Here is a 25,666-nt window from a genome sequence, read left to right on the forward strand (position 1 = left end):
AAGCACATGCCCACCATTGAGTTACGGTGTCTGCTGCACTCCGTATTGATCGGCAGATCATGCAGGAAAGATCGCGCACAAGCGTCGTTAACTTTCACGCCTGGCTGCGGTTCACAACCTATGATGAGGTCTCTGCGACTTCGTCTGCCTACGATTCTAACCGGGTATGCACTCATTGTGTGCAAGATCTCTTAGAGAACGTTGATTGTCCTGAGAGTTTGTTTGGCAGATCAACGGTATCGAGAGTCCTACGTGGGATTTGTTGAAGATCGTGATGACCCTGGAATTGAGTTTTGTTCGATAACACTTAGGTTCAATGCCAATTCACGAAACTTTTTGAAGTGATCAACTTCCGTGCGACTGTTTGCTGGAATAAGGAACTGCCATCATGACCATGTCCAAGCCTCCTGTGCTGGATCAACCCATCCAGGGAGGAAGTCTGCTGGCAGCTTTGGACAGTTTGCTGGCTGACGATCTTGCTGCCGTCGAGCGCATTCTCTGGAACGAACTCGAAAGCGATCAACCCTGCGTGAAGGATATTCTTCAGCATGCAACGCGTTTTCGTGGCAAGCGATTACGACCAATTCTGGTTCTGCTCTCTGCCAGGGCTTGCGGCGAAGTGAATGAAACCCATCGCCTGCTGGCGGCTGTCGTTGAGATGATCCACATCGCCACGTTAGTTCACGATGACGTCCTCGACGAAGCTTCGACACGCCGACATGTCGCAACAGTTAATGCGCGGTGGAACAACGAAACGAGTGTGCTGTTTGGCGATTATCTTTTCACACATGCGTTCCATCTGGCGAGTGAACTTCCGACTTCACACGCCTGTAGGATCATCGGGCGAGCAACGAATAAGGTCTGTGAAGGAGAACTCACCCAGATCCATGAGCGTGGTAATCTCGATTTGAATGAAGAGACGTACTTCAAAATCATCAATGGGAAAACGGCAGAACTGACGGCTGTCAGTGCCTATCTGGGGGCTCATTACGCCGACCAGCCCGCGGAAGTCGTGAATGCTGTTGAAGCCTATGGTCGGAAGCTGGGTCTAGCATTTCAGATTGCCGACGATCTGCTCGACATTCTCGGAGTCGAAAAGAAGACCGGCAAAACGTTGGGATCAGACCTCAAAAAACAGAAGTTGACGCTGCCCATCATTCGTTTGCTGGCAACCGCCACATCTGCCGATGCGACGATTATTCGTGAACTGCTTGCCCATCCAGAAGACGATACAGCCGGGCAATTGCGGGAATATCTGCACAAGAGCGATGCTCTCGAATACACCTCACAAACGGCACACAAGCTGGTGGAAGAGGCTTGTGAGCATTTGAACGTGTTGCCTGAGAGTCAGGCACGCCACTGGCTCTGCGAGATCGCACGCTTCTCAGTGGAAAGATCGTTTTAACGATGCGTGAGCGGGTGAACTGCAAGCAATTCTCTCAGTATCGTTCGCACTATTCTGCCAGCTCATTTTTCATGACGAGCCTCTTTGAATGTCGCCAGACTTCTCCCGCCTGACCGGCAGCGATACGCTTCTTGGATACTGATCGAGTGAGTATCGAAGTCGTTCCGGTTCGTTGTCAGTGGAGAGCGGCATGGCAGGCAGATCCCACAACGAATATCTTTTGCGACCCACGGCAGCGGGTCTGTATTGCGAAAAGGGTGGATTCTACATCGATCCTGTGGCCCCGGTTGCCAAAGCGATCATTACCCATGCTCATGGCGATCACGCCACTCGCGGTCATGCCAGCTACATCTCCAGCAGTCGTGGAGCCGCACTGGTCAGGCACCGTGTCGGGGCACACGCCAAGATCACGAGTTGGGAGTACGGTGAAACTTATCGCATGAACGATGTCCTCGTTTCGCTGCATCCCGCCGGGCATATCCTGGGCTCGGCACAGGTTCGCATTGAATGGCGTAGCACACGAGGCACAGAGGTCTGGGTGGTGACCGGGGATTACCGGCGGGAACCTGATCCCACGTGTGAACCTTTTGAAGTGATCCGCTGCGATACGTTGATTACTGAGGCGACCTTTGCCCGTCCGCAATTTGTCTGGCCGACAACTCAGTCGCAGTTGGATCGACTGGAGCAATGGTGGCAAGGGAATCAACAGCGGGGTTTTGCCAGTTTTCTGTATGTATATGCACTCGGTAAGGCCCAACGGATACTGGCGGCACTGAACCCGGATTGCGGGCCGATTTTCGCCCCGAAAGTCGTGCGTGATATCAGCCAGATTTATCGGGATGCCGGAGTGGCTTTGCCCTGCGAGCGAGATCCGTTTGTCGAGATGACGCCGGAACTCTGGTCGCGGGCACTCATCATTTTGCCCCCTTCTTCGAAGCGACCGCTAATGATTCCCACAGCCGGATCATCGGCGACCGCGTTTGCTTCAGGTTGGATGCTCGATCCCGAGGAACAACAGCGGCGACAGGTGGATGCCGGGTTTGTGATTTCTGACCATCCGGATCATCTGGAAATTCTCCGGACTGTGGAAGAGACCTGTGCCCGCCGAGTGTTCGCCACTCATGGAGAAACAGGCTGGCTTTGTGAAACCCTGAATTCACGAGGAATCGAAGCCCACGATCTCGATTCTCTGCGTGTCGCACGCGGTGCCAGACCAGGAGAATCATGGTGGCGACCCGTGAACGACCAGCCCCAGTAGGTTTTTGTTTCACATCAATTAAAGCTGCAGTTGAGACCGTGATGCCTGATAAGCTTAAACGCATCTGCGGGCCGATTTTCACTCATAGGGTGTCGGCTATATCAGACATGAAGCAACTCGAATGATGACAATTAGGTGAAAGACGGCGATCGGCAGACCGCGGCCAAAGGATTATTCATACTGCAGGACGTTATCGCGATTCTGCTGCATCGCTTGGTTCGGGCTTTACGTCCGTTCGACGTAGTGCTGACCTAAGGCGTTCTTGCTCTGCAAGAAAATCAGGCCACTGGGTACCGGGGATGTATTCAATTGCCGTTCCCACAAAGCACACCCAGTGTCCGCCCTCGGGCAACCGTTCTCCATTATGACCCAACCCTACCTTGTCCCAAAACAGCGCTATTCGGTGGTTGTCGTCCTTTCGCAGCCCAGGAATATAGTGCCAGCCGCATGTGTTCGGCGTCAGCAACTGCCCTGCCGCGAGTCGAGCCTGAACCAATGACTCGTCGACGGTCTTGCCTCGAAGGAGGTTTGCGTCGGCCGACTTGGGATCATCTAGGTGCAAGAGGCTAAGGGAAGCCTCAGCGCTATCCTCACCTCTCGGGTACCAACCTTCATTGCGCTCCGCATACTGAAACAATGCAAGCATCAGTGCCTTATCGCAGCAGTGGCTCCAGCCATACGGATAGTAGTACTTCTTCAAGCCAAGCGGATATTGGTATCGATAGTAGGCAATGCCTGAGAGAACAACGACTATCGACAAAATCGCAAGTCGCTTGGCCCACTTCATTGACGTCTGCACCTAGATGGCCGAACTCGCATTCGACCGCGAAAGTACGATCGAAGATCATTGTAATTTCGCCGTGCAGCATGGAGTTGTCAACTTTAATGTCTCATACCGGTAAACGAGTTGCGACGGATCACCGGTCTGAGTCTCATGCAATACTGCACTTGGCCTTCAATCGTACACATTCCGCCTAGAATTAGAATCATGGGCGCTTGGATCAGAGAACAATCTGGCTGATTCAGTCCGCGAGTAGTTGGAATTGCATATTGAAGCTCCGAGTGGCTTATTGACACTTCATCGGGAAGTTAATCTGCACACGTTCGAATGGCGTCATGCTGACTTTGAGATAAAATCATGGAACGCCGAAATCTCTTGGGCTCGGCTGTGGCTTTTGTGTTTCAACGTTTCGCACGATTCCGTGAATGGTATTGTCTTTCGAGGCCCTCTGCCGGATGGTGGGAAGATGTCGGGGTTGTGATTTCTGATCAGCCCCTGTCAACGGGCAAATGATGAACAGGCGAAAGCGGCAATCGGGCGGAACAACTTTGTTTCGTTCAGAAAACCATGAACAGATCGCCAGATTTCTGTTTCATCACTTTTCAGGGAGACTTGTGTTGTTCATGATGTAACAAAGGCAAAGGTCGAAGGATTCTTTCGGCCAGAGTGGCTGCAGGGATGGACACCACGATGAATGAGGATCTCGCACGCATGACCCACCCCAATGACGACTTTCGTCTGGAATGGCATGGCAACACGGTTGTCATCACCCCGACAGGTAATGTCGAGGGCATGAACTGGGAATTGATTGAGCAGGCCGCCGAGGTTGTTCTTGGCCCGATTCGCGAGCAGCACGCTGCTCCGATGGTGGTTTTCGATCTGGCACAGATGAACTACTTTGGCAGTGTGTTTCTGGCACTGCTGCTGCGTTGCCATAAGAATGTGCGCAGCCGCGGTGGTGAACTGGTGCTCTGCGGCCTTTCGGAGACGGCTCGCGAACTCCTCAAAATCACGGCTCTCGATACTGTCTGGGCGATCTACGATTCCAAGGAAGCCGCCCTTAAGGCTGTCGATAACTAGGCATGGATCCGGAGTATCGACGAGTTTCATAGTCAACGCGATCAACGAGTATGTGCCAAATCGAAAGCCGGGCTTGAGGAAACCTCGAGCCCGGCTTTGTGATTGGAGAAAAGCTGATGCTGCGAGAGATTACTTTTTCACGTCACAAGTCTCGCCATTGACGAAGAATGTTCGGCGGGCAATCTCCTGGCCTGCCGAGCGAATCACGATCTGATGGCGACCACTCTGGACATTTTCACAGAGCGGCCAGTTGAAGTTCGCACGGTTCATTTCACGAGTGGCCACCAGTTCCTGCACCCCTTCGATCTGCCCCTCTTCATTAAGGATCAGGCATTCGAGATACATATCTTCGTGGGGTGGCAGAAGCTGGCACTGGACGATCATGGTTTCGCCAATCTGATAGTACTGCTTGCGGATCGCAAGCTGATCGGCCACCAGAAGAGTGCCGACGTCGATCGCAAAAAACTTATCCACTTCGCGAAACTTAGGTGCCGGAGATAGAAACTTCTTGGCCACAGCCTGATCCATAGGCTCCAGAACCATCGGCCCCTCAGGACGACGAACGCCATAACGATCGACCTGATATTCCGTGGCAACCCCCATCAGTGCGAGGCAGGCACAGCAGGCTCCCCAAAGACCTGTCTGACGAACAACCCGGGCATAACCCGTTGCTGGAGATGTTTGGACTTGTGGTGATTGAATCGAAAACGCCTTGATGGCCGCAGTGGCATTTAGCGGAGCTATCCAGTTTCGCAGGTGGAATTTGCGCATGATCCAGCGGCCATGCGAGGCGAGCCATCGTGCATCGTTATCGTTCATGAAGGCCAGATAACAGGCAAAGCAGACCGGCGGGAAGGAAAGCAGTCCCAGCGTGAAGAATGTGGCCGCATGGAAGATTACGCCCAGCGTCAGGAAAATCATCCGCGGGACACCACGCCACGCCAGCACGATGAACATGATTTCCCAGATCACCGCAATGTAGCACATCACGACAATGACAGCCGGATACATGCTGATGAAGGCACCGACCGGATGCTCATAATTGAGTTCGGTCAACATCCACCACTGGAGTTGATCACCAGAGAAAAATGTCGGCGTGTGAATTTTGGTAATGGCGGCACCAAAGTAGACCGTACCAATCATGATTTGGATGCAGCGTCTGGGCCAGGCGTAACCTTGAGGGAGATCTTCAATGGTCCGGCCCAGCCAGGGGTTCGCTGGTGCAGTGCGTTTGAGCCACGCATCGACAGAGAAAACATCACCACAACGGGAAAGCGTGAGTAGCAGCAGGATATGGGTTGCAATGACCGAATACTTGGTCAAGGTTGTGACGTAGTCGATATTGCAGAAATAGATGAACAGCAGATTGGCGACAATCAGCGACAGGCGGGTCTTCCATCCCACCATGGCCGTCAGCAGGGCAAAGAGCATGATGGCAAAGAGCGCTGCAACCACACTCCCTGAAAAAACAGGAAAGAGTTCTCCAAATCCGAAGTTCACACTGATCTGCGCAGGAGCACCATCCGTTGAGTAGATCTCGCGAACGTACTTCCATCGATCGAGCATGACGATGAAAACTGTGGCACAGATGACGATTCTCGTCAGTGCCACGCCAATTGGCGATTCTTTGGCAAAGAAGAACTCATTCAACTGCTCCTTCTGTTGCCGAAGAAGTTCACTGATCGAACGTGTGCTGTTAACGATCGCACTGTCATGGGAAAGCTGGGACATTATGGACACCTCGATCCGGGTGTGGTCGATCAAATTTCTGTGATCAAAAACCGTGAGTAGTTAACAGAACGGTCCATCAGGAAAGGCAGGGAGAGAAGGAACTGATTGCGAGTTGTTGTCATCGTGCACAGATCGCAGTCATCACGGGCAAATACCGCCCTACCAGCACGTTTATTCGCTCGTGGAATATCCCGTCCGCTGAATGCCGGAATCGGATGTCCCCTGCGAATAAGAAAAGGCTGATTGCCTGAGTTCGGGATTCACCGCATAGAACGGCTTGCCACGTCTTGAATCAGCCTGCAGTCTGGGATTGGCATGCACTGTCTGAGCATACAACCACGAAGGATAATTGGGTTGATCAACAATGACCGTTGAATCCGGATTCACGATCATGCGGCGGGTGTGATAGCTGAACTTTTCTTTGGGTTCTTCAAAGCGAGAGGCCCAGAGATAATCGGGAATGTTGTATTTTTTAGGCCAGGCCTCTTCGATGATATGCACACATTGAATGGGCTCGTGCTGGGTATGCTTGAGAACATTCATGGCAATCGGGCCAAAGGCATTGCCCACTGAGTCATAAGTTGCCCGGGTCGGGCTGCCAAAAAGCTGGACATCGCCCCAGGGGCCATGAGTCACGTCGTAATAGGTACCGCTTTCTCCTTCAGCGATGAAGTGGTACCGATATTCATGTGCTGACCAGCCGCAGAACATATCCCACACGAAATAGTACATCAGCGGGCTGGAAACATTCCCGACGCCAAAGGTGTGGGCGAGAACGCCCAGCGAGAGCATCGAGAAGTAGACGGACATGAAACCGATTGCCAGTCGCTTGGCCATCGCGGGTTCCTTCCCTGCGAACGGAAATTGATCGAGCCGATCTCTGCCTGAACTCCTCAGGCCCATAACAGGTTTTGAAAGTTCTTCGCTCGAAAGATCAGCCATTTACTCTTCGTGCCAGCTCAGACTGCTCCATGACACGGAGTCCCAGTGAGATGGCCCGAGCCGATTTTTCGCATGAGGTGGAAAAACGGTCAAGACGGGGTCTTGGCCCTTCGGTCCATAAAACCTGGTTAATGGCATAATTTCGCAGAAATGAGAACTCAACGAACCCATTCTCACAGTTCAGCTTGTGAAAACTCGTACTCAAAGTGCTGACCAGCACCACTCGCAGATTGCGAGAGAGATCAAGAAACCCTTGTATTGCGTATCCCAGAAATCAATAGTGAGTGCAGGGTCAGTCGAGCATGATTGCTCCAAGCCGCAAGCATGGCACACAGAGCGCTGTTAAATCCGGGAATCCGTGTAAGAGCTCAACTTCATCACAAAAGTTAAACCACTCCAGAACTCTGGAAGATGGGGAGCATAAGGGCGATCAACAGGAAGAGAATCGCACCAGCCATGACCACGAGCATCAGAGGTTCCAGCAGCCGAACGACCAGATCCAGTTGGCGGTTCGTGGCTTTTTCCATCTTGTCTGCGACGCCGATTAACACATTCTCCAGATTGTTGGCTTCTTCGCCGACGGCAATCATTTCCAGCACATCCGTGGGAAACTGCTTCGAAGCGGCCAGTGGCTGAGCCAGTGTTTTCCCACTGGAGACATTCTCAGCCGCCTTGGCGATGGCATCACTCAGCACTCGATTTCCAGTAGCGTCTTTGGCAATGTTCAACGCCTGAAGCAGGGGGACACCATTGTGGAGCAATGTTCCCAGGACACGGCAAAAGCGGGAAATCCCTAAACTGCGGGTGACATACCCAATGCCGGGAGCTCTCAGCTTCACTTTATCGAGCAGGATCTGTCCTTCGGGTGTGGCCAGACCATACTGCACACCGGCAATGGCGGCACCAATCGCCAGCAGGACAGCCCACCACCATCTCTGCAGGATGTTACTGATCGCCAGGAGAACTGTGGTTGCCCAAGGCAAAGAGCCTGTCTGCTTCATCGAATCGAACATGGGCTCAAAGCCGGGAACGAAGAAGACAATCATCCCGACGACCACAATTGTTCCCAGCACCATGAGAACCAGCGGATAAGACATCGCAGCGACGACTTTGGATTTCAATTCTTCCTGATGCTCGGTGAAAACCGCCACTCGCGAAAGCGAATCTTCCAGAAAGCCCCCTTCTTCACCAGCATGCACAATGCTGACAGTGAGCTTATTGAAGGCGTTCGGGTGCTCTTTCATCGAGTCGGCTAAACGACCACCGTCGGCGACCCGACTGCGCACATCTTCGAGAACGCGCTTGAGTGCCTGATTTTTCGTTTGCCGCTCCAGCAGTTCGATCGATCTCAGGAGTGGAACACCCGCTCGAAGCAGGTCACTCATCTGCGAGAACAACGTCGCCAGCATGCGGGGAGGAACCCGGCGAGAAGCCAACCGCTGCTCGACCTGAGTCGATTGCACGGGAGCAATCTTGACTGTGAACAGGCTCTTGGCTGCCAGAGACTGAAGTGCTTCGCGTTCGCTCTGTGCTGAGAGCGTTCCCACGATCTGCCGACCGGAAAGTTCGCGGGCCACATACTGAAACTCAGGCATCGTTCAACTCGTCCGTCTCAATCACTCAAGTCTGATAGGGGTAACGATTTTGAAGCCATCGATTTTTGGTTCATCACCAATTGAATCGAACAACCACGCTCAGCGACGATCCCACATGTTTGTCGAGTTTTCTGGCCTGCACAGATGTCGTAGCCTCAAGAGCTTAACCCTTCAGGATTCAAACTGGCTCTGAAAAACTGTGGAATTCAGCTGCTTTTCAGACAGATTGCTCCATTTCAGCGATCTTCTCGGGAATCTCGCCGAGATTGTTCACACAAGGGTATCGATCAAAATCAACCAGTCCATGCGGGAACAATGGCACATTTGTGCATGATGCCAGAAACTCCCGGGCGAGTCGATCCTGTGGCTGCCAGAGCTTTCGCTCGAATGAACTCCAGTGAACCAGGAGTCCCTGCATCCCCAGTTCACTGGCAGGAAGCATGTCGTTATCGACTCGATCACCAATCATGAGAGATTCGCCCGGATGACAACCAGCTTCATTTAATGCCCACTCAAAGATCTGGCGATCAGGCTTGGAGCATCCCAGTTCATCACTGATACCAATCAGATCGAAATACTCCATCAATTCGCGCCGTTCGAGAGAGGGCCGGCAGGCTGTCGTCTGGTTCGCAATGATTCCCAGCCTGTACTGAGCACGCAATTCCTGCAACATCTCGAAGGCATGCGGGTTGAGCAGATGAAATTCGTCGTAGCGATTTCTCAGCTCGTTCGAAACATACTGACTCCAGGTCGAGTAGCGCTCAGGAGTGAGGCGGGACTTTGCGAGACGTGAGATGATCCATTGCTGGCCACGCTTCGCTTCGGCTTCACGGGCCGACATTAACTCGCTGAATGTCTGCTGAGGATTGGTTTCCCGCAAGGCCTCAAACAATGACAAATAGCCAAAAAAAGCCTGCTGATCGTCATTGAAAAGGACATTTCCAATGTCGAAGAAAATCCATTTCAGCATGTTCGATCAATCCACCAGCGATCGATTGAGAGACTCATAACGATCTTTGAGATATTGCCGTAATCGTTCGTCACCTTCCCGGAAGTGTGGCGCAATCTCGACGGCCCAGAACTCCACACCATGGCTCGAAGCTTGTGGAATTTTCACAAGGTCTTTCATGGTTGTCAGCAGCCACCGGGCCCCATGGGCATTGGCGAGCAGTCCCAGTTCATCGAGATCTGGTGGAGTATAGTGATGGTGGTCATCAAAAATCTGAAGTGTGCCCTTCATTTGCGCACTGGCTGCAGGCAACCAATGCTTGAGCAACTGCACAAAGCCTGTCGGATTGCCGATGCCGCAGAATGGCAGATAAGCCACCGATTCCAAATCCGAAAGCGATCTCGTCTCGCCTTGGATATTGATCAATCGCGAGGGGCGAAATTCGACCTCCAGAATGCGATCCTCGGGCACAAACTTCAGAAGCTTTTCCCGCAGGCTGCTCAATTGTTGTTGACTCACCATCTCGCTGCGAGTGACCAGAAACCAGTCGGCACGCATCAATTGAGAAAGTGGTTCACGCAACATCCCTCGCGGCAACAGATAGCCGTATCCAAACGGGTGAGTGGCGTCGATGACGACCAGTTCGACATCACGGGCCAGTTGACGATGCTGCATGCCATCATCGACTACAATGGCGGGCCTCTTCAGAGTTTGAGCCGGAAGAAGCGAGGCCAACCATTCGGCGGCAATTCTCGCCCGCTGCCGATTCTGCAGGTGAGGGACACCGGGGCAGATCCGGTCAAGCACAGCTTTTTCGTCATTCGATCCTGCTTGGGTGGCTCCGTAACCTCGACTCAAAATCGCGATTTGCGCCTGGTTGTCGGGTTTTTCACTCAGCAGAAGTTCATGCAGGGCCTGCACCACCCAGCCCACGAGAGGCGTTTTTCCCGTTCCTCCCGTCGTAATGTTCCCCACACTCACCACAAAGGCCGGTAATCGCCGGCTCCGCAGCCAGCCCGTCTGATAAGCCACATTGCGGCACAGCACGACAAACCCATAACCGAGGCTCAGAACCCACAAGCAGCTACGCAGCAACCTCGCTCGCAAAGAGCGATCTGCTCCCGATTGCACACCATGGATCCACGACAGATTCATGCTCCCTCAATCATTCCTCAGGCCTCCGGCCAATAGTCTCTTCAACCTCATCGAGAATCCGCAGCAGAAATTGATGCTTCAATGCCGGTCGTCAACAAGCGGCACAACTCCAGGTGGAGTGTACCACATGGCAAAGCCATAAATCTGTCGATGAACTGAGATCCATTCAGCGAGACAGACAGTTTTTTGAACTTATCGCCAGTAGGTGCGATCCAACGCGCGGTAGTTAATGGCTTCGGAAAGATGATGAGCTTCGATTTGTGCAGTCCCTTCCAGATCGGCAATGGTCCGGCTGATGCGCAGCAGTTTATCGTGGGCTCTGGCCGAGAGGCCCATCGATTCCATGGCATGTTGCAGTAGTTGCTCGGCATCTTTTTTGAGCTTGCAGAACTTCCTGAGCTGTTGAGGTGCGAGCCGGGCATTCAGGGGCTGCCCCCCTTGTTTTGCCCTTTCCTGCTGAATTTCTCTGGCAGAAATGACCTGCGAGCGCATCTGGTCGCTGGATGTTCCGGGCTGAGCATCCGAAAGATCGCGAAAGGGAACGGGGGGCACTTCAATATGGATATCGAGCCGATCGAGAAGTGGGCCGCTGATCTTTCCGAGATATCGTTCGACCTGAATGGGAGTGCAATTGCACTGCTTCCGAGGGTCGCCCCGATAACCACACGGGCAGGGATTCATGGCCGCCACCAGCATAATGCTGGCTGGGAACGTCAGGCTGGCTAAGGCACGCGAGATTGTCACCCGCCCTTCTTCCAGTGGCTGACGGAGGACCTCGAGTGTCTTTCGATTGAACTCTGGAAGTTCATCGAGGAAGAGCACTCCATGATGTGATAACGAGAGTTCACCCGGAGTCGGCACGCTCCCGCCACCCACCAACCCCGCTTCACTGATGGTGTGGTGCGGCGTGCGAAAGGGGCGATTCATCAAGAGAGGTTGTCCGGGTTGCAGGCGGCCGACCGAACTGTAAACCCTTGTTGTTTCAAGACTTTCATCGGGGGATAGTGGTGGCAAAATCGTCGCCAGCCGCGATGCCAGAAGAGTTTTACCTGTTCCTGGGCTGCCAATCATGAGCAGATGGTGCCCGCCGGCAGCAGCGACCACGACCGCTCGCTTGGCACTTTCCTGCCCTTTGACATCCGCGTAATCAACCGTGTATTGGCCATATTCCTGCTGGGCCTTCGTCCATGAAAATGGGGCTGGTTCGATCGTCAGATGTCCCGTGAGAAATCCCGCAGCTTCTGTCAGTGATCCCGCAGGAATCACCTGGATCCCTTCGACTACAGCCGCTTCCTGAACATTGGCGGCTGGGACAATCAAACCTCGGCGCCCTTTCTGGCGACAGCTAAGTGCCATTGACAGCACACCTTTGACGGGACGTAACGATCCATCCAGCGCCAGTTCGCCCACAGCGTCAAACTCTTGCAGCAGGTCAGACTCCAATTGCCCACTAGCGACAAGCATTCCTAAAGCAATAGGAAGATCAAACGAAGCCGCATCTTTCGGGAGATCAGCCGGCGAAAGATTGATCACAGTATGGTCGACAGGCCGCTGGTATCCACTGTTGACCAGTGCCCGCTCAATCCGATGGGTGCTCTCGCGAACCGCCGCCTCCGCCAGACCAACCAGAGTCGTTTTGGGAAGGGCCCCCGGAGAAATATCGACTTCGACATCAATAGCAACGGCATCAATCCCCAGGAGGGAGTAAGTCATCAGCCGTGCCAACATGTGCAGAGCCTTTCCTCAACCAGAATCTTCATCGAGCCACCATGATTCTCGGCACTACGCCCTGATTGTTCAAACGAACAGATTGACCATTGTGGCGACGACTATCAAGTGCGGAATTTTGGCAATCGACTCGTGATCAGGCAGGCACTCAAAGCCTAGCTGAACGGCACTCAGAGCGGCGAGTACGATTCAAGTTCAGCATGGTGGAGATACTTATTCAAATAATATGAACTACTGGCCACGTACTGATATTCGAAATGCGATCAGAATCACGGAGAATGTGTTCGTATGTTTATTTTGATCATGCCCAGCTCTTGGTGCAGAGATTCGAAATCCCATATTCAATTTATGCGATCAGATATCCTTAACATTCTTTAATGTAAACGTTTACAGCGGATTCTCTTTTTTCCGCCACTTGCCGAATGGCAGATTGAGAAGTAAACTTCACATCAATGACCTTTTGATCGTTGATGCTTTTTTAAAGTAACCAATCAAAGAGGCTCGGCAAAACGTATCAGTAGTTGTTCGTACTTCAATCATTGTTTTTATGGAGGCTGCAGCATGAAGAAAAACCGCGGATTTACGTTGATTGAACTCCTGGTTGTGATTGCGATCATCGCCATTTTGATTGCACTGCTTTTGCCGGCTGTGCAGCAGGCGCGGGAAGCGGCCCGTCGAACACAGTGCCGCAACAACCTCAAGCAGTTGGGGCTTTCGCTGCACAATTATCACGATGTTTTTGGCACGTTTGTCTTCCGCCGTGGTGGCACAGGTGGCCAGTGGGATGCAGTGCCCCGCAACAACAACGAACGCCGCAGTGGCGTGATCAGCCTGCTGCCTTACATGGATCAGGCACCACTCTATAATCGAATCGAAGCTGGCGACCTGACGGGAACCACCAATGGTGGCACAGCCGTGGGGCCTGGCGGTAATCAGGCATGGACTTCCGGCCCAGGTGGTGGCTGGTCGGTTTGGAACGTGGCTGTGAATGGCCTGCAGTGCCCGTCGGATTCCTTCTCGGGGAGTGTTGGTTGCAACAACTACATGTTCTCACTGGGTGATTCAGTCAACAATGCGGAGAATCTGCGAGATGTTCGCGGCCTGTTCGGTTATGCCAGCACCTTTGGAGTCCGCGATTGCACTGATGGCACCAGCAATACGATTGCGATGGCCGAGCGATGCAAGGGAAATCAGGCTCCTGCAACGAATAGTAATCGCCGCGCAATTACTGGTACTGCGATGAATAAGACAGGCATTGCTGCCAATCCTCTGCAGTGTCGTAATCTGGCAGTCAATGGTGTGTATGCCGCTGCGGAGAATGTCAAAGAACGCGCTGCGACATGCTGGACCGATGGTCGTCTCGAACGTTCCGGTTTTCAGACAGTGTTGCCACCCAACGGAACATCCTGTGCCGAAGGTGGAGATACCAATGCCGATTCCGCCACAGCCATTATCACTCCCACCAGTTTCCACACAGGTGGTGTGCATGCCCTGATGGCTGATGGCGCTGTTCGCTTTATCAGCGAGAACATCGATACCGGTAACCTGGCGACCGGCCCTGCGACGGGGAATCCCAGCGGTCCCAGCCCTTATGGTGTCTGGGGTGCTCTGGGAACACGCGCTGGTGGCGAAGTCACCAACGAGTTCTAACAGAACATTGCCAACAGAAATCTGATCTCTCAATTCCTGTAAGAGCTGTGCCGAAAGGCCAGCTCTTATTTTTTTGCACCAAAAAACTGAACAGACGAATCGTGTTTCGCGAAAATTTCGGAAAAACCAAAAAAATTCTCATCTCGACTTGTGGAATTGACAGATCAGTGTACTCTGATTTGTAGGTGAATGCACCAATAGAGACGCGTGTCTTCAACCGTCTATACAAGCCATTCGCTCGTCCCATCTTCCATTTCCCATCTTGGTTCGTTCTGAACTTTTTCTCAGGAGGTGACTATGTCACGTCGACGTCGGGGCTTTACGCTCATTGAATTGCTGGTTGTTATTGCCATTATTGCCATTTTGATTGCCTTGCTGCTCCCGGCAGTTCAACAGGCGCGCGAGGCCGCTCGCAGAACTCAATGCCGCAACAATCTGAAGCAATTAGGGTTAGCGCTTCACAATTACCATGATGTCTTTGGCACATTTGTCTACCGCAAGGGTGGGACAGGTGCCTATGGAGCAACCCCACAGCAGAATTCTGGTCGCCGGAGTGGGTTGGTCAGCCTGTTGCCCTACATCGATCAGTCACCGCTTTACAACCGTATTGAGGCGGGTGACCTGGCTGGCACCAGTTACGGTGGCACTGCTGTCGCTCCTGGCGGCCCTCATGGCTGGGCTAGCTGGTCAACCTGGAATGTTTCGATTCCCGGTTTCCAATGCCCCTCCGATGCCTACGCAACTCCTGTGAGCACTCACAACTACATGTTTTCTGTGGGCGACACGATTCAGGATCCCAACAACACGGGCACATCGAACCATGATCTGCAGAACGTCAATGGCCTGTTCGCTAACCGTCGCTGCCTGGGTGTGCGTGATATTACCGATGGTACCAGCAACACCATTGCCATGAGCGAGCGTTGCCGGGCGAACTTCGGGTTGGCCACCAACAGCAACCGTCTGGTCGTCGAGGGTCAGGCAATGAACAAAACCGGCTTGCAGGCCAATCCTTTGCAGTGCCGCAGCATCGCGACCAATGGCCGTTACAATGCTGCTGAAGAGGTTAAAGGATATTCGGGAACTCGTTGGACTGACGGCCAGATCGAACGATGCGGCTTTCATACAGTATTGCCACCCAACTCTCCCTCTTGTGCCGAAGGGAACAATGGCAACGCTGATTCTCCCGTGAGTGTCATTACTCCCACCAGCCGACATACCGGCGGTGTCCATGCTCTGATGGCAGACGGTGCTGTTCGCTTTATCAGTGACAACATCGACACAGGGAATCTGGCAACCGGATCGACAATCGGCGGCCCCAGTCCTTATGGCGTCTGGGGTGCCTTGGGAACACGCGCCGGCGGCGAAACAACTGGTAATTTCTAAGGTGTCAGCAGGTGATGGCTATCGATGTGTAGCGATGAATTCTTCGGGAGGTGATGCACTCACAGCCTGATCCGCTCGTCAACATTTCCGATATTGGTCTCGAAACCAACATTCAGGCGCTCTCGCATTGCGGGAGTGCCTGTTTCATTTTTCAGAATGCGAAGTGCCAGTGACCAGATTGGCCACCATTCCTGACTGCTTCTTGTCTTTCGAGATTGGAAGAACACCGCACAACGCTCTTCTGCAGGCACTCAACTTTCCAAGCAAATCAGTGGGGGGAGTGAGGCATCCAATCCGTCTCTCATTGCAAAAGCCTGAATGCGGTAAAGGCCCCAGAGTTTACTCCGAGTCAACTGCGAGGAGCTTGCATGACAAAATTTCTTAGGTCGGCGGCAAAAAAGCTCATTCAATCTTGCGGATTTCAATAAACCGTCTAGCATCGCAGAGGTGGGCGTTTATATGTAGGATTGTATAAGTCCTGATGCGACATCGAGCATTCGCTCACATTCTCTTCACCATTTCCTGTCTTTGTCCGTTCGGAAAGCATCTCTGGAGAAAATCATGGTACGTCTGCGCCGAGGTTTCACACTGATTGAACTGCTTGTTGTCATTGCCATTATCGCCATTCTGATCGCCCTGCTTTTGCCCGCCGTCCAACAGGCACGCGAAGCGGCTCGACGCACCCAGTGCCGTAACAATCTCAAACAACTCGGTTTGTCTTTACACAACTACCACGACGTGTTTGGCATGTTCGTCTATCGCAAAGGGGGAACCGGCGGCTCGACAAATCCTGCACCTCGCCAGAATCAGAATCGCCGCAGTGGGTTTGTCAGCCTGTTGCCTTACTTTGACCAGGCACCGCTCTACAACCTCATTGAAGCGGGCGACCCTTCAGGCACGAGTTTCGGCGGGAATCCTGTAGCACCCGGAGGAGTCGCCGGTTGGGAAGGCTGGGGGCCGTGGAATGTTTCGCTGGCTGGCCTGCAGTGTCCCTCGGATCCGTATCCGACTCCCTTGAGTTCGCACAACTACATGTTCTGTGTTGGAGATACCATTCAAGACCCGAACAACACCGGAACATCAAATCATGACCTGCAAAACGTGAATGGTCTCTTTGCAAACCGTCGTTGTTTTGGAGTTCGGGACGTCACCGATGGGACCAGCAACACCATTGCCATGAGCGAACGTTGCCGGGCAGACTTTGGCTACACGGCCAATAGTAATCGCCTGGTTGTGGAAGGCATGGCGATGGATGTTCCTGCCGGTACTCTCCGCACAAACCCCTTGCAGTGCCGGACTTTAGCCACTAACGGCCGCTACCCCACCGGGAATTCTAAAGGTCGTTCAGGGACTCGCTGGACTGACGGCCAGATTGAACGTTGCGGCTTCCACACGGTACTGCCACCCAACTCGCCTGCCTGTGCTGAAGGGACAAATACGAATGCCGACTCCCCAGTAAGCGTGGTCACTCCCACCAGCCGACACACCGGCGGCGTTCACGCACTGATGGCTGATGGGGCTGTCCGCTTCATCAATGAGAATATCAATTCAGGAGACCTCGCAACGGGTTCAACGATTGGTGGTCCCAGCCCCTACGGAATCTGGGGTGCTTTGGGGACACGTGCTGGTGGTGAATCGACAGGTGACTTCTAAACGACTGGTAGCGAGTTTCTCAGACTCCTGACTGCATCATATGACTCTTCCAACCTCTGGCTTCCTCAAAGCCAGAGGTTGATGTTTTTATTGACAGGCAGGAATCGTTTGCCGTTCGAGACATTCCTTGCCACAATAACGGTTTGCTCCCGCGCTACTGGCGACAATCCGACTCGATGGGTTGCGGGATGAACTTACTGACTGCGGAAATTCTTTCGTCATGACAGCGACCGTCCAGCCTGATGCCGCCACTTCGTTGCAATCCGAACTTGTTCTGGTGCTTGACTTTGGCTCACAGACAGCCCAGCTCATTGCACGTCGTATCCGCGATTTGAACGTCTTCTGCCAGCTTGTCCGGCACGACATTTCCGCCGAGCGTGTCAAAGAGCTGGCGCCTCGCGGAATCATTCTCTCAGGTGGCCCGGCCAGCGTTTACGGAGAAAAAGCACCCAAATGCGACCCGGAGATTTTCAATCTCGGAATCCCCGTTCTCGGCATCTGCTACGGCATGCAACTGACTTGCCAGGCTTTAGGAGGCGTGGTTCGGGCCGGAACGACACGCGAGTTTGGCCGGACTGAACTCACGACTTTGGAAGACCATCCGCTTGTCGCCGGGTTGCCAGCCACCAGTACGGTCTGGATGAGCCATGGCGATCAGGTACAACAGGCCGGTGATGAATTTATCCCGATTGCCAGCACACACTCCTGCCCTATGGCGGCTGTGCGGCACCGATCCCGGCAGATCTTTGGTCTGCAGTTTCACCCCGAAGTCACGCATTCAGAATACGGGAAACAGCTTCTCGAAAACTTTCTGCGAAAGTGCTGCGGCTGTGCCGGAACCTGGCAGATCGAATCGCTGATTGAGCAACAGGTGACTGCCATTCGTGCCAGGGTCGGCAACAGCCGGGTCATCTGTGGTTTATCGGGCGGCGTTGATTCTTCTGTCGTGGCTGCACTGCTTTACAAGGCGATTGGTTCGCAACTTTCGTGTATCTTCGTGGACAATGGCCTGCTGCGAAAAGGCGAGTGCGAAAAGGTTCGCGAACGATTTCAGAATCACTTCAAAACCGATCTGCATGTGGTCGATGCCAGCCATCGCTTCTTATCGGAACTGGCGGGAGTGGTCGATCCGCAGCAGAAGAGAAAGATCATTGGTCGAGTTTTTATCGAAGTTTTCCGTAAAGAAGCGGAATCGATCACTGATGCCCGTTTTCTGGCCCAGGGAACACTTTACCCGGATGTGATTGAATCCGGTGGTTCACCCGACGGGCCTGCCGCCACGATTAAGTACCATCACAATGTGGGTGGTTTACCCGAACAACTGGGCTTTGAGCTGATTGAACCTCTCCGCGATCTGTTCAAAGATGAAGTTCGCCGGATGGGTCTGGCGCTGGGATTATCCGAAGAACTGATCTGGCGACATCCCTTCCCTGGGCCAGGGCTCGGTGTGCGCTGCCTGGGTGGAATCACCTCTGAGCGGCTGCATGCATTGCGTGAAGCCGACGCCATTGTTCTCGAAGAACTTCGTAAAGCCGGTCTCTATCGAACGATTCAGCAGGCCTTTGCCGTGATTCTCCCGGTTCAATCTGTTGGGGTGATGGGCGATGGACGCACCTACGAAGAAACGATTGCTGTTCGTGCTGTGACGACTGACGACTTTATGACCGCCGACTGGTATCCACTCCCTTACGACCTGATGCGAATCATCTCGACACGGATCATCAATGAGGTGCGCGGCGTGAATCGAGTGGTTTACGATATCAGCTCGAAGCCACCCAGCACGATTGAATGGGAATGATCACTGGTTCTTTATCGCTACCTGCTCAGAAGACCGCTCTTGCGGTCTTCTTTGTTTATGGGCTGAAACGATTTTTCCAGATGAAGACTTCGGGCAACGTCCTGTTCAAACCCATCGACGGAATTGACAGTTTTCTAAGTGCAAACCGTTTCAACTTGTGGGTTGCAGCGCGCCCACAACATTCTTCCGTGCGTTGCCAATTCTCACCATTTGAAAGAAATCACCTCGATTTCTCGTGGGGATCCTCTCAGGAGGATGTTGCCAAATCACCACCTCGCGATTTGGCACAAAGGCTGCCTTAGGGAGTGGCACCTGACGAGTAGCCAACAATTGCGACAAGGTGTTGCGATTCACTGTCAATTGCTCGTCCCATGCACTGGGAGTTCTGTGAATGTTGAAGACACTTTATGGCGATGAAAACGGGGCGATCATTTCGGCAGAACTGGTACTCGTGCTGACAGTTCTTGTGCTGGGCGTGATTGTCGGCCTCAGCGAAGTGGCTGTGGCTGTGAATACCGAATTGAATGATCTCTCGAACGCGATCGGCCGTCTGGATCAGTCGTACTGCTTTACGGGTTTTAAGGCTTACAGTTATGGCAAGCTGAAGAGCCATGTCTCCGGCTCGTCGTACAAAGACAGTATTGATGACTGCGATGTGAACGGCAGCTGCGAATTGGTTTGCGGTGCCAACAGCGTCGGATACTCCGAAGGTAACTAATTTCTTGGGAATGAGTCAGTCGCATTCCCGTAAGGTTTTGCGGATCAATGCTTCGATGATGAGTGTTCTCAGCGGCCACGAGTGCATCTTGGCCGCTGAGATTTTTTTATGCCCGGCACTCTTTGCTCCAGGGAGCTTCAGGCGGCCGGTGTCCATCACCCAGTGAGTATTGACGGGGGAGATCGACAGGACGCTTTTACTTGGCCAGTACTGGGGATGTCCTGAAATTCCAGGCTGATCTCTCTACTTGCTCCACTCACCCAGTTCGACGATCAGTTGTTTTCTCTGACCATCGCGGAGAATATCCACTTCGACTTTATCGCCTGGGCTTTTCTCCCCAATCAGCTTGACCAGATGGTCGAACGTCGAAACTTCCTGGCCTCCGAAGCGGAGCACAAGATCTTCCTCCTTGAGTCCGGCTTTATCAGCCGGGCTACCTGCCTTTACGATACTCAGTCGCATGGGTGTCTCACCCTGGTTCGATGTGACTCCCAGGTAAGCCAGCCCTCGTTCCTGAATCTGTAAGCCAGGGAGATCTCCCTGCAATTCGGCCAAAGCTCTCGGGGTTATAGCCGCACTCTTGACGTAGTAAACCAGATCCAGTCGAGGGATTCGGGTGAGATAATGCAGTCCGGCATCTCCACCTTTATAGCCACGACCAATGACGGCGTACCTTTTGAAGTCTTCCTCATCAGCTTCGTTTGCTTGAATACGGCCTCTCAGACCAAAGACTCCCACTTGCTTTTCAATGACTCCGCCGAGTTTCTCGAACTGTCTGATGGCCAGTTCCGATGTGCGCTGTTCATGCTGCCGCATGGCGGCTTTGGAAATCGCGAGCGTACTGTTGGAGACCTGCTCAAGATTTTCCAACAGATCGCAAATCTGCTCGAGGGAATGATCATCGGCAGTGGCCATCCAGGTCTTCAGGACGTTAGCCAGTCGAACCTTGGCTTCGAGTGAGGCTGTGTTCCATGTCTCCGGGAGAGTGCTCACCGCCCGGGGAGTGAGTGCAGCCAAACTCTCTTCGGCCCGTTCTCTTGTCACAAAATCGGGATGATCCAGTTGCGAGAATAACTGCGTCACCTGCTGCTGAAGAGCTTCGCGTTCTGGGGCGGTCAGTGGTCGGGCATAAACGGGTGCTAAAGCCGAGACTGGTGGCTCGGGTTGAAATTCTGGCAGATCGTCTTCTTCGTCAGGAGTTGCGCTGAAAGGAGCACCATTTTGTGTGACCACCACTTTAGCTTGTGTCAGTCCCGGGATCACTGAAAGTGCTGGCAATTGCCCCCAGGCTGAATCGACCTGCCAACAGAAGACGCCCGCTATCAATAATCGAGAGCACCATCGGTGCTCAACAGCTTTGAACGTATTGATCCAAAGGATAGGTTTGCGGATTGCTGACTTGATTCTGCGTGCCATCGTCACTCCTTCAGCAATCTGCCATCCATGATCATTGGGAGATCAACACAAACAGCAAACTCCAACACAGGCTCCATCCGCAGAAAACCCGGGCCTACGAGTTAATGGAAGTTGCTCAAGCATTGTAAGCCTTCTCGCCACGGCGTAAATGCGCAGTTGTCGGATCGGGTGAAATTGTGAACCGAACTGTCGATCAGAAGAAACAAAAAACCTGGCAAACTGAGGGGACGTTCGCCAGGTCATTGAGCATACCGTTGGTTGAAATTGAGACGATCAACTGGCGTTATTCGGGTCGTCATAGTTGCGGGGTTCGAGTTCGCGCGAACTGATGTCAATGGCCAGCACGACCGTGCGTTCCTCTCCCCCATTGGGATCGATGGCCACAGCCGGTATCACCTGACGGCCGGGAAGCAGTTTCATCCGCAACTGAAAGCGGCCTTCAGGAGAGACCGGCGTTGGCTTACCCATCAGCGTTAAAATCGCCAGCGGATGTGTTGTGCCGTGAACGATCAACTCAGATTCCAGGTTCAACTGAAAGCTGGAAAGCAACGCTCCGGCACTGTTCTCACGCGAGTGATGTGCTGCCAGACTGGCAAGTTGAGAATCTGTCAGTTCGTTTTGATTCAGACGACCTTCGGCAGTTGTGACAGGCCAGTCGAGCAGAGAATTTCCATTACTTTCGCTGGCTTTCCCATGCTGGGCAATGGCTTCATCCATGTGCACCGTGCTGGATTTGGCCAGCGGATGAAATTTTGCTCCACTGCTGAAGCCAATGACAATCCGATACGAACGCCCGGGGCCATCGACATGCGTGAACCAGAGATGATCGCGCGAGCCGACCACAATATCTCGCACGATACTGTTCGAGCAGACCACAGAATCGTTGTCGGTCACATCGAGGAGTCTGAGTGTCGGCTTGGCTGTATGCCAGCTTTCCGCCATGGCGGACATGGCTCGATGCAGCGTCGCCTTCGAAAGACTCCAGCGAATCTGCAGCCATTGAGGATTCAATGGGCGGGCCTCGATCATATCATGAGGAGAATTGAGACATTCGTGCTCCCCATTTCCAACCTCTGAGTGTATTGGGCTGGCGGATTTCAGCTTCGAATTTGTGGTTCCAGAAAGCTTCTTGGGCTCACGTGCGACGACAGGAGTCGGCTTGTTCTTCGCCATCGAACTGGTGGCCGTTGATTGAAGGCTGGATTTCGAGGAACCAACTGCCAGGGTGGAATTCTGTGTGGTGGATTTGCTGGCACTGGATGGTGCTGTCTTCGAAGAGGCCGGGTTTGCTGTTCGACGGGAGGCTGCAGCCACTCGTTTTGAATTCACCTGCTTCGAACTCTCGCGGGAATCTGCCTCGGAGGACATCGCTGCCGGGGAGCGTTTGGATTTCGATGCCGGGATGAGCTTTGCTGAACTTCTGGAAGGGGTGGTTTTCACCTTCTGAGTTGTCCCGGTGGCCTGAAGTGACGCGCCAGTGTTTGTCACAGCTTTGGGCTTCGATGCAGTGGACGACTTAACTGTCGTCGAGCGGCTGACTTGCTTTGCAGTTGATTGACGGCTACCCGGTTTTGTGCCGTTCCGCACTTCTTGAGAAGACTTGGCAGCCGCCGGCGCGCCTTTTGTCCCTGTTCTCGAGCCAGCCCTGATACCTGAGGACTTGCCCTTCATGGCTTTCCCGGCTGTCGTTTGGCCAGATTTCGGTTTGCCAGATTTCGACGTGGAAGTGGCAGGTGGAGTGCGGTTGGACTTGGCGGAGGCTGGCATGGAGTCAGATTCCAGGAAGATCGAGGTTAAGTGGCTGAAAAAGCCACAAAACTTCCGAACATGTTGACAATCTGAGACTTCCGAAACACCGAGCGATCAGAAAGCAGCGTGGTCGCTACTTTCTTGCAGCCGATGTGACCCTCCATGATCCAGGAAGATTAAGAACGAGTTGTTTTCGAAAAATTAACTTCAACAAGCACCTATATGTCATACCCGAGTGGCAGGGAGAGTCGCAATTGATCCTTGCGATATTGTGAACATTTTTCGATCAATTGAATGACAAGCCGACGGAGATTTGCACCCGGGAGCGATTACACCAGTTGGGTAATTCTTGATGAAGAAGAAATGGAGGGGAATTCTCAGACTGGAAAATTCATCGCCGCCAAAGGAGTTCATTCTGGCCAAAACTGAGAAAAAAAAGTCCATCATTCTCGCCAAATTGCTTTGTCTGAGAAAACGCATTACATTTTCGACAGATGACATTCTGCCCAATCGCTGCTGTATGCGTAACGAGCCTGTCAAGGTGTTTTATGCCGAAAACTGGCTCGACAAATGCATCCAGTCAACGAGGGTTGAGTCCACTGGCGGTCGGTTATTTGTGGGCAAGTCGCGTGGGGAACATGGGATTGCAGATGGCTCTCCCTGCCCTTGCTGGTTACTGGATTGACTTGCAATGGCTCACTCGACCGGTATTCACAATTTCAGGAGCTGTTCTCGGATTTGCACTGTTCATGCTGAAACTCCTGGCGCTCGCTAAGGAGTTGTCCAAGTCGAGTTCTCAAGCGGGGTTAGGCGCATCCTCATCTTCGAAGTCAGATTCTCAACAAAAGGCAGGGCCTCGAAATTCGATTTAAGTAGAACTTTGTTGTGCCAAGTCCGGGAGCTCAGTCTCAAGTTAGGTTCAGTCCTTCGGAACTCATCTCATAGGGTCTGTCGATAGCTGATACTGATGTTGTTGGAGAAAGTTCTGTAAGACGTCCAAGTGAAACGAAGTGTTCTTGCGGTGATCTCCCGAGGAGTCGGTTCTGGGGATTGAGAGAATAGATGGTGGTGAATTTGAGTCGAGGTGTGTTGGTTGGGCTTCAGGTCGGCTTGCTTTTGTTCGCCGCCCTTGTCGGAGGAGGACTGGTTGGGGGGCTGCTGCAGTCGCAAGGTTCGCAAAACTGGCGTGAAGTTCTGATTGCCGGCCTTATTTGTCTGGTGCCTTCACTGGTTTCGGTTGTTTGGAATGAGTGGCTGGTGGTGGGGCGTCATTCGCAGAATGTAAAAGCTGCTCCATCAGGGGCAGCAAGTTCTGTGCAGGCGATGTCGGCACTGGGTGGTATGGGTTTGCGGATGGGGGCGGTTGCTATTGGAATTGTCTTGTTGCCAAAGATCTTTTCTGACTGGCAAACGAAACCGTTCTTCTATAGCGTACTGGTCGTTTACGTTCTTCTGTTGGTGATTGAAACATCCTTTCTGCTTTATGGACTCAAGCATTTCGCATCTCTGCCCAGGGCGAGTTCAGAGAACCTTTGAGGGTGTCTCGTTCTCGATAGTTAATTTTGCATTGCCGGTTATTTTGAAGATTGATTCGTTCGTTGAGATCTGTGTTTAGCAGCTAATGACGGAATCCTATGTCAGCGGACCACAACGATTACTTTCACCATATCAGTGATGCACTCGAATTCGAGATGCCCGAGTTTGTGTACTCGTTCATCGACCGAGGGTACTTTCACCTGCCCAAGATCTTCAGTTTTCAGATCACCAAATTCATGGTGATGCAGGTCCTGGCGGCAGTGCTGGTTTACCTGATTTTCCGCGGGCTTGCGAAACAGGTTGCCAATGGCGAACCTGCCCGAGGGAGATGGTGGAATTTCTGGGAAACTCTTGCGGTTTTCGTACGGGATGAAGTCGTCCGATCTTCGATCAGCGAGCCTCACGCACACCACGACGATCATGGTCACGGTCAGACTCACGCCCAGGCGAACTATCATGCTCAGGCTTATGTCGATGCAGGGCAGACGCATGTTCACGGCCATGTGCAACCTCAGTTAGCTGCTGTTGGCGGTCACGTGATGGCGACGAGCATTGATGAATCCAAGGATCTGGCTTCGACCGGAACTCATTACGCAGATCGCTTTCTGCCGTTCATCTGGTCGCTGTTTTTCTACATTCTGTTCTGTAACCTCCTGGGAGCCTTCCCTCTCTTCGGCACGGCCACAGCCAGTACTAGTGTCACTGGCGTGCTGGCGTTAAGCGTGCTGGTGGTCACGATTGGCGCTGGGATTAAACAATCGGGGGCTGTTGGTTTCTGGAAATCGCTGGTTCCCTCAATGGATATTCCCGGCATCATTGGGCCACCGCTGAAAGCACTGATCTTCGTCATTGAGCTTGCTGGGCTGTTTATCAAGCACACCGTGTTGGCGATTCGATTGTTTGCCAACATGCTCGCGGGCCATGTGGTGATCGCTGTCTTTCTGAGCTTTATTGCAGCGACGGCGAACTCCGGGATTTTATGGTATGCAGTCACTCCCGCCAGTATTTTTGGGCAGTTGGCGATTGGTGCTCTGGAATTGTTTGTAGCCTTTTTGCAGGCTTACGTGTTCTCTTTGCTGGCGTCGTTATTCATTGGGGCGGCCGTCAATCCTCACTAATGTTTGTTGTCGCTATGTGCT

General features: G+C 52.9%; 20 protein-coding genes. 11 read left to right on the forward strand and 9 right to left on the reverse strand.

From position 1 onward, the window contains the following. Nucleotides 1-388 precede the first annotated feature (388 nt). Both PLIM_RS00750 and PLIM_RS00755 read left to right on the forward strand, forming a co-directional pair. Complete coding sequence (locus PLIM_RS00750; RefSeq protein WP_013108432.1) at nt 389-1,405, forward strand: polyprenyl synthetase family protein; 1,017 nt, start codon at nt 389-391, stop codon at nt 1,403-1,405. Between the two features lie 190 nt (nt 1,406-1,595). Continuing rightward, nucleotides 1,596-2,663 carry a ligase-associated DNA damage response exonuclease gene (locus PLIM_RS00755; protein ID WP_013108433.1) on the forward strand — a complete coding sequence of 356 codons (1,068 nt, stop codon included), beginning with the start codon at nt 1,596-1,598 and terminating at the stop codon, nt 2,661-2,663. A 190-nt stretch (nt 2,664-2,853) separates the two neighbouring features. Here PLIM_RS00755 and PLIM_RS00760 read toward each other — a convergent pair whose 3' ends face one another. Then, nucleotides 2,854-3,450, reverse strand: a complete 597-nt coding sequence (locus tag PLIM_RS00760; protein WP_013108434.1) for a hypothetical protein — start codon at nt 3,448-3,450, stop codon at nt 2,854-2,856. 684 nt (nt 3,451-4,134) lie between these two features. Here PLIM_RS00760 and PLIM_RS00765 point away from each other — a divergent pair. Beyond that, nucleotides 4,135-4,524 (forward strand): STAS domain-containing protein, encoded by a 390-nt coding sequence (locus tag PLIM_RS00765; RefSeq protein ID WP_013108436.1) that lies wholly within the window; start codon nt 4,135-4,137, stop codon nt 4,522-4,524. 129 nt (nt 4,525-4,653) lie between these two features. On the opposite strand, the gene PLIM_RS00770 is transcribed toward PLIM_RS00765, so the two are convergent. The 6 genes from PLIM_RS00770 to PLIM_RS00800 all read right to left on the reverse strand — a co-directional run bounded on the left by PLIM_RS00770 (nt 4,654) and on the right by PLIM_RS00800 (nt 12,624). Beyond that, on the reverse strand, nt 4,654-6,255 hold the full coding sequence (locus PLIM_RS00770) for an HTTM domain-containing protein (protein WP_013108437.1): 1,602 nt from the start codon (nt 6,253-6,255) through the stop codon (nt 4,654-4,656). A 171-nt stretch (nt 6,256-6,426) separates the two neighbouring features. Beyond that, complete coding sequence (locus tag PLIM_RS00775; protein WP_041400875.1) at nt 6,427-7,197, reverse strand: hypothetical protein; 771 nt, start codon at nt 7,195-7,197, stop codon at nt 6,427-6,429. Between the two features lie 386 nt (nt 7,198-7,583). Further along, a complete protein-coding gene (locus PLIM_RS00785) occupies nt 7,584-8,792 on the reverse strand; it encodes a type II secretion system F family protein (RefSeq protein WP_013108439.1) in 1,209 nt (402 codons plus the stop codon). A 217-nt stretch (nt 8,793-9,009) separates the two neighbouring features. After that, nucleotides 9,010-9,762, reverse strand: a complete 753-nt coding sequence (locus tag PLIM_RS22180) for an HAD family hydrolase (RefSeq protein WP_013108440.1) — start codon at nt 9,760-9,762, stop codon at nt 9,010-9,012. A gap of 6 nt (nt 9,763-9,768) precedes the next feature. Beyond that, entirely contained in the window at nt 9,769-10,896 is a 1,128-nt protein-coding gene (gene lpxK, locus PLIM_RS22185) for a tetraacyldisaccharide 4'-kinase (RefSeq protein WP_013108441.1), read from the reverse strand. Between the two features lie 192 nt (nt 10,897-11,088). Beyond that, the gene (locus tag PLIM_RS00800) at nt 11,089-12,624 is read right to left on the reverse strand and encodes a YifB family Mg chelatase-like AAA ATPase (protein WP_013108442.1); all 1,536 of its coding nucleotides are present in this window, start codon (nt 12,622-12,624) and stop codon (nt 11,089-11,091) included. A 561-nt stretch (nt 12,625-13,185) separates the two neighbouring features. On the opposite strand from PLIM_RS00800, the gene PLIM_RS00805 reads away from it, so the two are divergent. The 5 genes from PLIM_RS00805 (at nt 13,186) to PLIM_RS00835 (ending at nt 19,826) form a co-directional block, all read left to right on the forward strand. After that, on the forward strand, nt 13,186-14,274 hold the full coding sequence (locus PLIM_RS00805; protein ID WP_013108443.1) for a DUF1559 domain-containing protein: 1,089 nt from the start codon (nt 13,186-13,188) through the stop codon (nt 14,272-14,274). Between the two features lie 297 nt (nt 14,275-14,571). Beyond that, nucleotides 14,572-15,657, forward strand: coding sequence for a DUF1559 domain-containing protein (locus PLIM_RS00810; RefSeq protein ID WP_013108444.1), 1,086 nt, complete (start codon nt 14,572-14,574; stop codon nt 15,655-15,657). 561 nt (nt 15,658-16,218) lie between these two features. Continuing rightward, nucleotides 16,219-17,310 (forward strand): DUF1559 domain-containing protein, encoded by a 1,092-nt coding sequence (locus tag PLIM_RS00820; protein WP_013108445.1) that lies wholly within the window; start codon nt 16,219-16,221, stop codon nt 17,308-17,310. Nucleotides 17,311-17,530: 220 nt separating this feature from the next. Next, on the forward strand, nt 17,531-19,108 hold the full coding sequence (gene guaA, locus PLIM_RS00825; protein WP_013108446.1) for a glutamine-hydrolyzing GMP synthase: 1,578 nt from the start codon (nt 17,531-17,533) through the stop codon (nt 19,106-19,108). A gap of 391 nt (nt 19,109-19,499) precedes the next feature. Then, the gene (locus tag PLIM_RS00835; protein WP_013108448.1) at nt 19,500-19,826 is read left to right on the forward strand and encodes a hypothetical protein; all 327 of its coding nucleotides are present in this window, start codon (nt 19,500-19,502) and stop codon (nt 19,824-19,826) included. Nucleotides 19,827-20,069: 243 nt separating this feature from the next. On the opposite strand, the gene PLIM_RS00840 is transcribed toward PLIM_RS00835, so the two are convergent. Both PLIM_RS00840 and PLIM_RS24495 read right to left on the reverse strand, forming a co-directional pair. After that, nucleotides 20,070-21,242, reverse strand: coding sequence for a S1C family serine protease (locus PLIM_RS00840; protein WP_013108449.1), 1,173 nt, complete (start codon nt 21,240-21,242; stop codon nt 20,070-20,072). A 273-nt stretch (nt 21,243-21,515) separates the two neighbouring features. Beyond that, a complete protein-coding gene (locus PLIM_RS24495) occupies nt 21,516-22,271 on the reverse strand; it encodes a DUF4912 domain-containing protein (RefSeq protein ID WP_196349504.1) in 756 nt (251 codons plus the stop codon). Nucleotides 22,272-22,479: 208 nt separating this feature from the next. On the opposite strand from PLIM_RS24495, the gene PLIM_RS24500 reads away from it, so the two are divergent. The 3 genes from PLIM_RS24500 (at nt 22,480) to atpB (ending at nt 25,645) form a co-directional block, all read left to right on the forward strand. Further along, on the forward strand, nt 22,480-22,689 hold the full coding sequence (locus PLIM_RS24500) for a hypothetical protein (RefSeq protein WP_196349505.1): 210 nt from the start codon (nt 22,480-22,482) through the stop codon (nt 22,687-22,689). A 1,364-nt stretch (nt 22,690-24,053) separates the two neighbouring features. Next, nucleotides 24,054-24,527 (forward strand): hypothetical protein, encoded by a 474-nt coding sequence (locus tag PLIM_RS00855; protein ID WP_013108452.1) that lies wholly within the window; start codon nt 24,054-24,056, stop codon nt 24,525-24,527. Nucleotides 24,528-24,625: 98 nt separating this feature from the next. Beyond that, nucleotides 24,626-25,645, forward strand: a complete 1,020-nt coding sequence (gene atpB / locus PLIM_RS00860) for a F0F1 ATP synthase subunit A (protein WP_013108453.1) — start codon at nt 24,626-24,628, stop codon at nt 25,643-25,645. The last annotated feature ends 21 nt before the right edge of the window (nt 25,646-25,666 follow it).

It is taken from the genome of Planctopirus limnophila DSM 3776, assembly GCF_000092105.1.
Taxonomy (GTDB): domain Bacteria; phylum Planctomycetota; class Planctomycetia; order Planctomycetales; family Planctomycetaceae; genus Planctopirus; species Planctopirus limnophila.

Excerpts from the sequence above, each read along its gene's own strand:
- PLIM_RS00750 (WP_013108432.1), top strand. The coding sequence starts at position 389 with ATGACCATGTCCAAGCCTCCTGTGCTGGATCAACCCATCCAGGGAGGA.
- PLIM_RS00755 (WP_013108433.1), top strand. The coding sequence starts at position 1,596 with ATGGCAGGCAGATCCCACAACGAATATCTTTTGCGACCCACGGCAGCG.
- PLIM_RS00760 (WP_013108434.1), bottom strand. The coding sequence starts at position 3,450 with ATGAAGTGGGCCAAGCGACTTGCGATTTTGTCGATAGTCGTTGTTCTC.
- PLIM_RS00765 (WP_013108436.1), top strand. The coding sequence starts at position 4,135 with ATGAATGAGGATCTCGCACGCATGACCCACCCCAATGACGACTTTCGT.
- PLIM_RS00770 (WP_013108437.1), bottom strand. The coding sequence starts at position 6,255 with ATGTCCCAGCTTTCCCATGACAGTGCGATCGTTAACAGCACACGTTCG.
- PLIM_RS00775 (WP_041400875.1), bottom strand. The coding sequence starts at position 7,197 with ATGGCTGATCTTTCGAGCGAAGAACTTTCAAAACCTGTTATGGGCCTG.
- PLIM_RS00785 (WP_013108439.1), bottom strand. The coding sequence starts at position 8,792 with ATGCCTGAGTTTCAGTATGTGGCCCGCGAACTTTCCGGTCGGCAGATC.
- PLIM_RS22180 (WP_013108440.1), bottom strand. The coding sequence starts at position 9,762 with ATGCTGAAATGGATTTTCTTCGACATTGGAAATGTCCTTTTCAATGAC.
- lpxK (WP_013108441.1), bottom strand. The coding sequence starts at position 10,896 with ATGAATCTGTCGTGGATCCATGGTGTGCAATCGGGAGCAGATCGCTCT.
- PLIM_RS00800 (WP_013108442.1), bottom strand. The coding sequence starts at position 12,624 with ATGTTGGCACGGCTGATGACTTACTCCCTCCTGGGGATTGATGCCGTT.
- PLIM_RS00805 (WP_013108443.1), top strand. The coding sequence starts at position 13,186 with ATGAAGAAAAACCGCGGATTTACGTTGATTGAACTCCTGGTTGTGATT.
- PLIM_RS00810 (WP_013108444.1), top strand. The coding sequence starts at position 14,572 with ATGTCACGTCGACGTCGGGGCTTTACGCTCATTGAATTGCTGGTTGTT.
- PLIM_RS00820 (WP_013108445.1), top strand. The coding sequence starts at position 16,219 with ATGGTACGTCTGCGCCGAGGTTTCACACTGATTGAACTGCTTGTTGTC.
- guaA (WP_013108446.1), top strand. The coding sequence starts at position 17,531 with ATGACAGCGACCGTCCAGCCTGATGCCGCCACTTCGTTGCAATCCGAA.
- PLIM_RS00835 (WP_013108448.1), top strand. The coding sequence starts at position 19,500 with ATGTTGAAGACACTTTATGGCGATGAAAACGGGGCGATCATTTCGGCA.
- PLIM_RS00840 (WP_013108449.1), bottom strand. The coding sequence starts at position 21,242 with ATGGCACGCAGAATCAAGTCAGCAATCCGCAAACCTATCCTTTGGATC.
- PLIM_RS24495 (WP_196349504.1), bottom strand. The coding sequence starts at position 22,271 with ATGATCGAGGCCCGCCCATTGAATCCTCAATGGCTGCAGATTCGCTGG.
- PLIM_RS00855 (WP_013108452.1), top strand. The coding sequence starts at position 24,054 with ATGGTGGTGAATTTGAGTCGAGGTGTGTTGGTTGGGCTTCAGGTCGGC.
- atpB (WP_013108453.1), top strand. The coding sequence starts at position 24,626 with ATGTCAGCGGACCACAACGATTACTTTCACCATATCAGTGATGCACTC.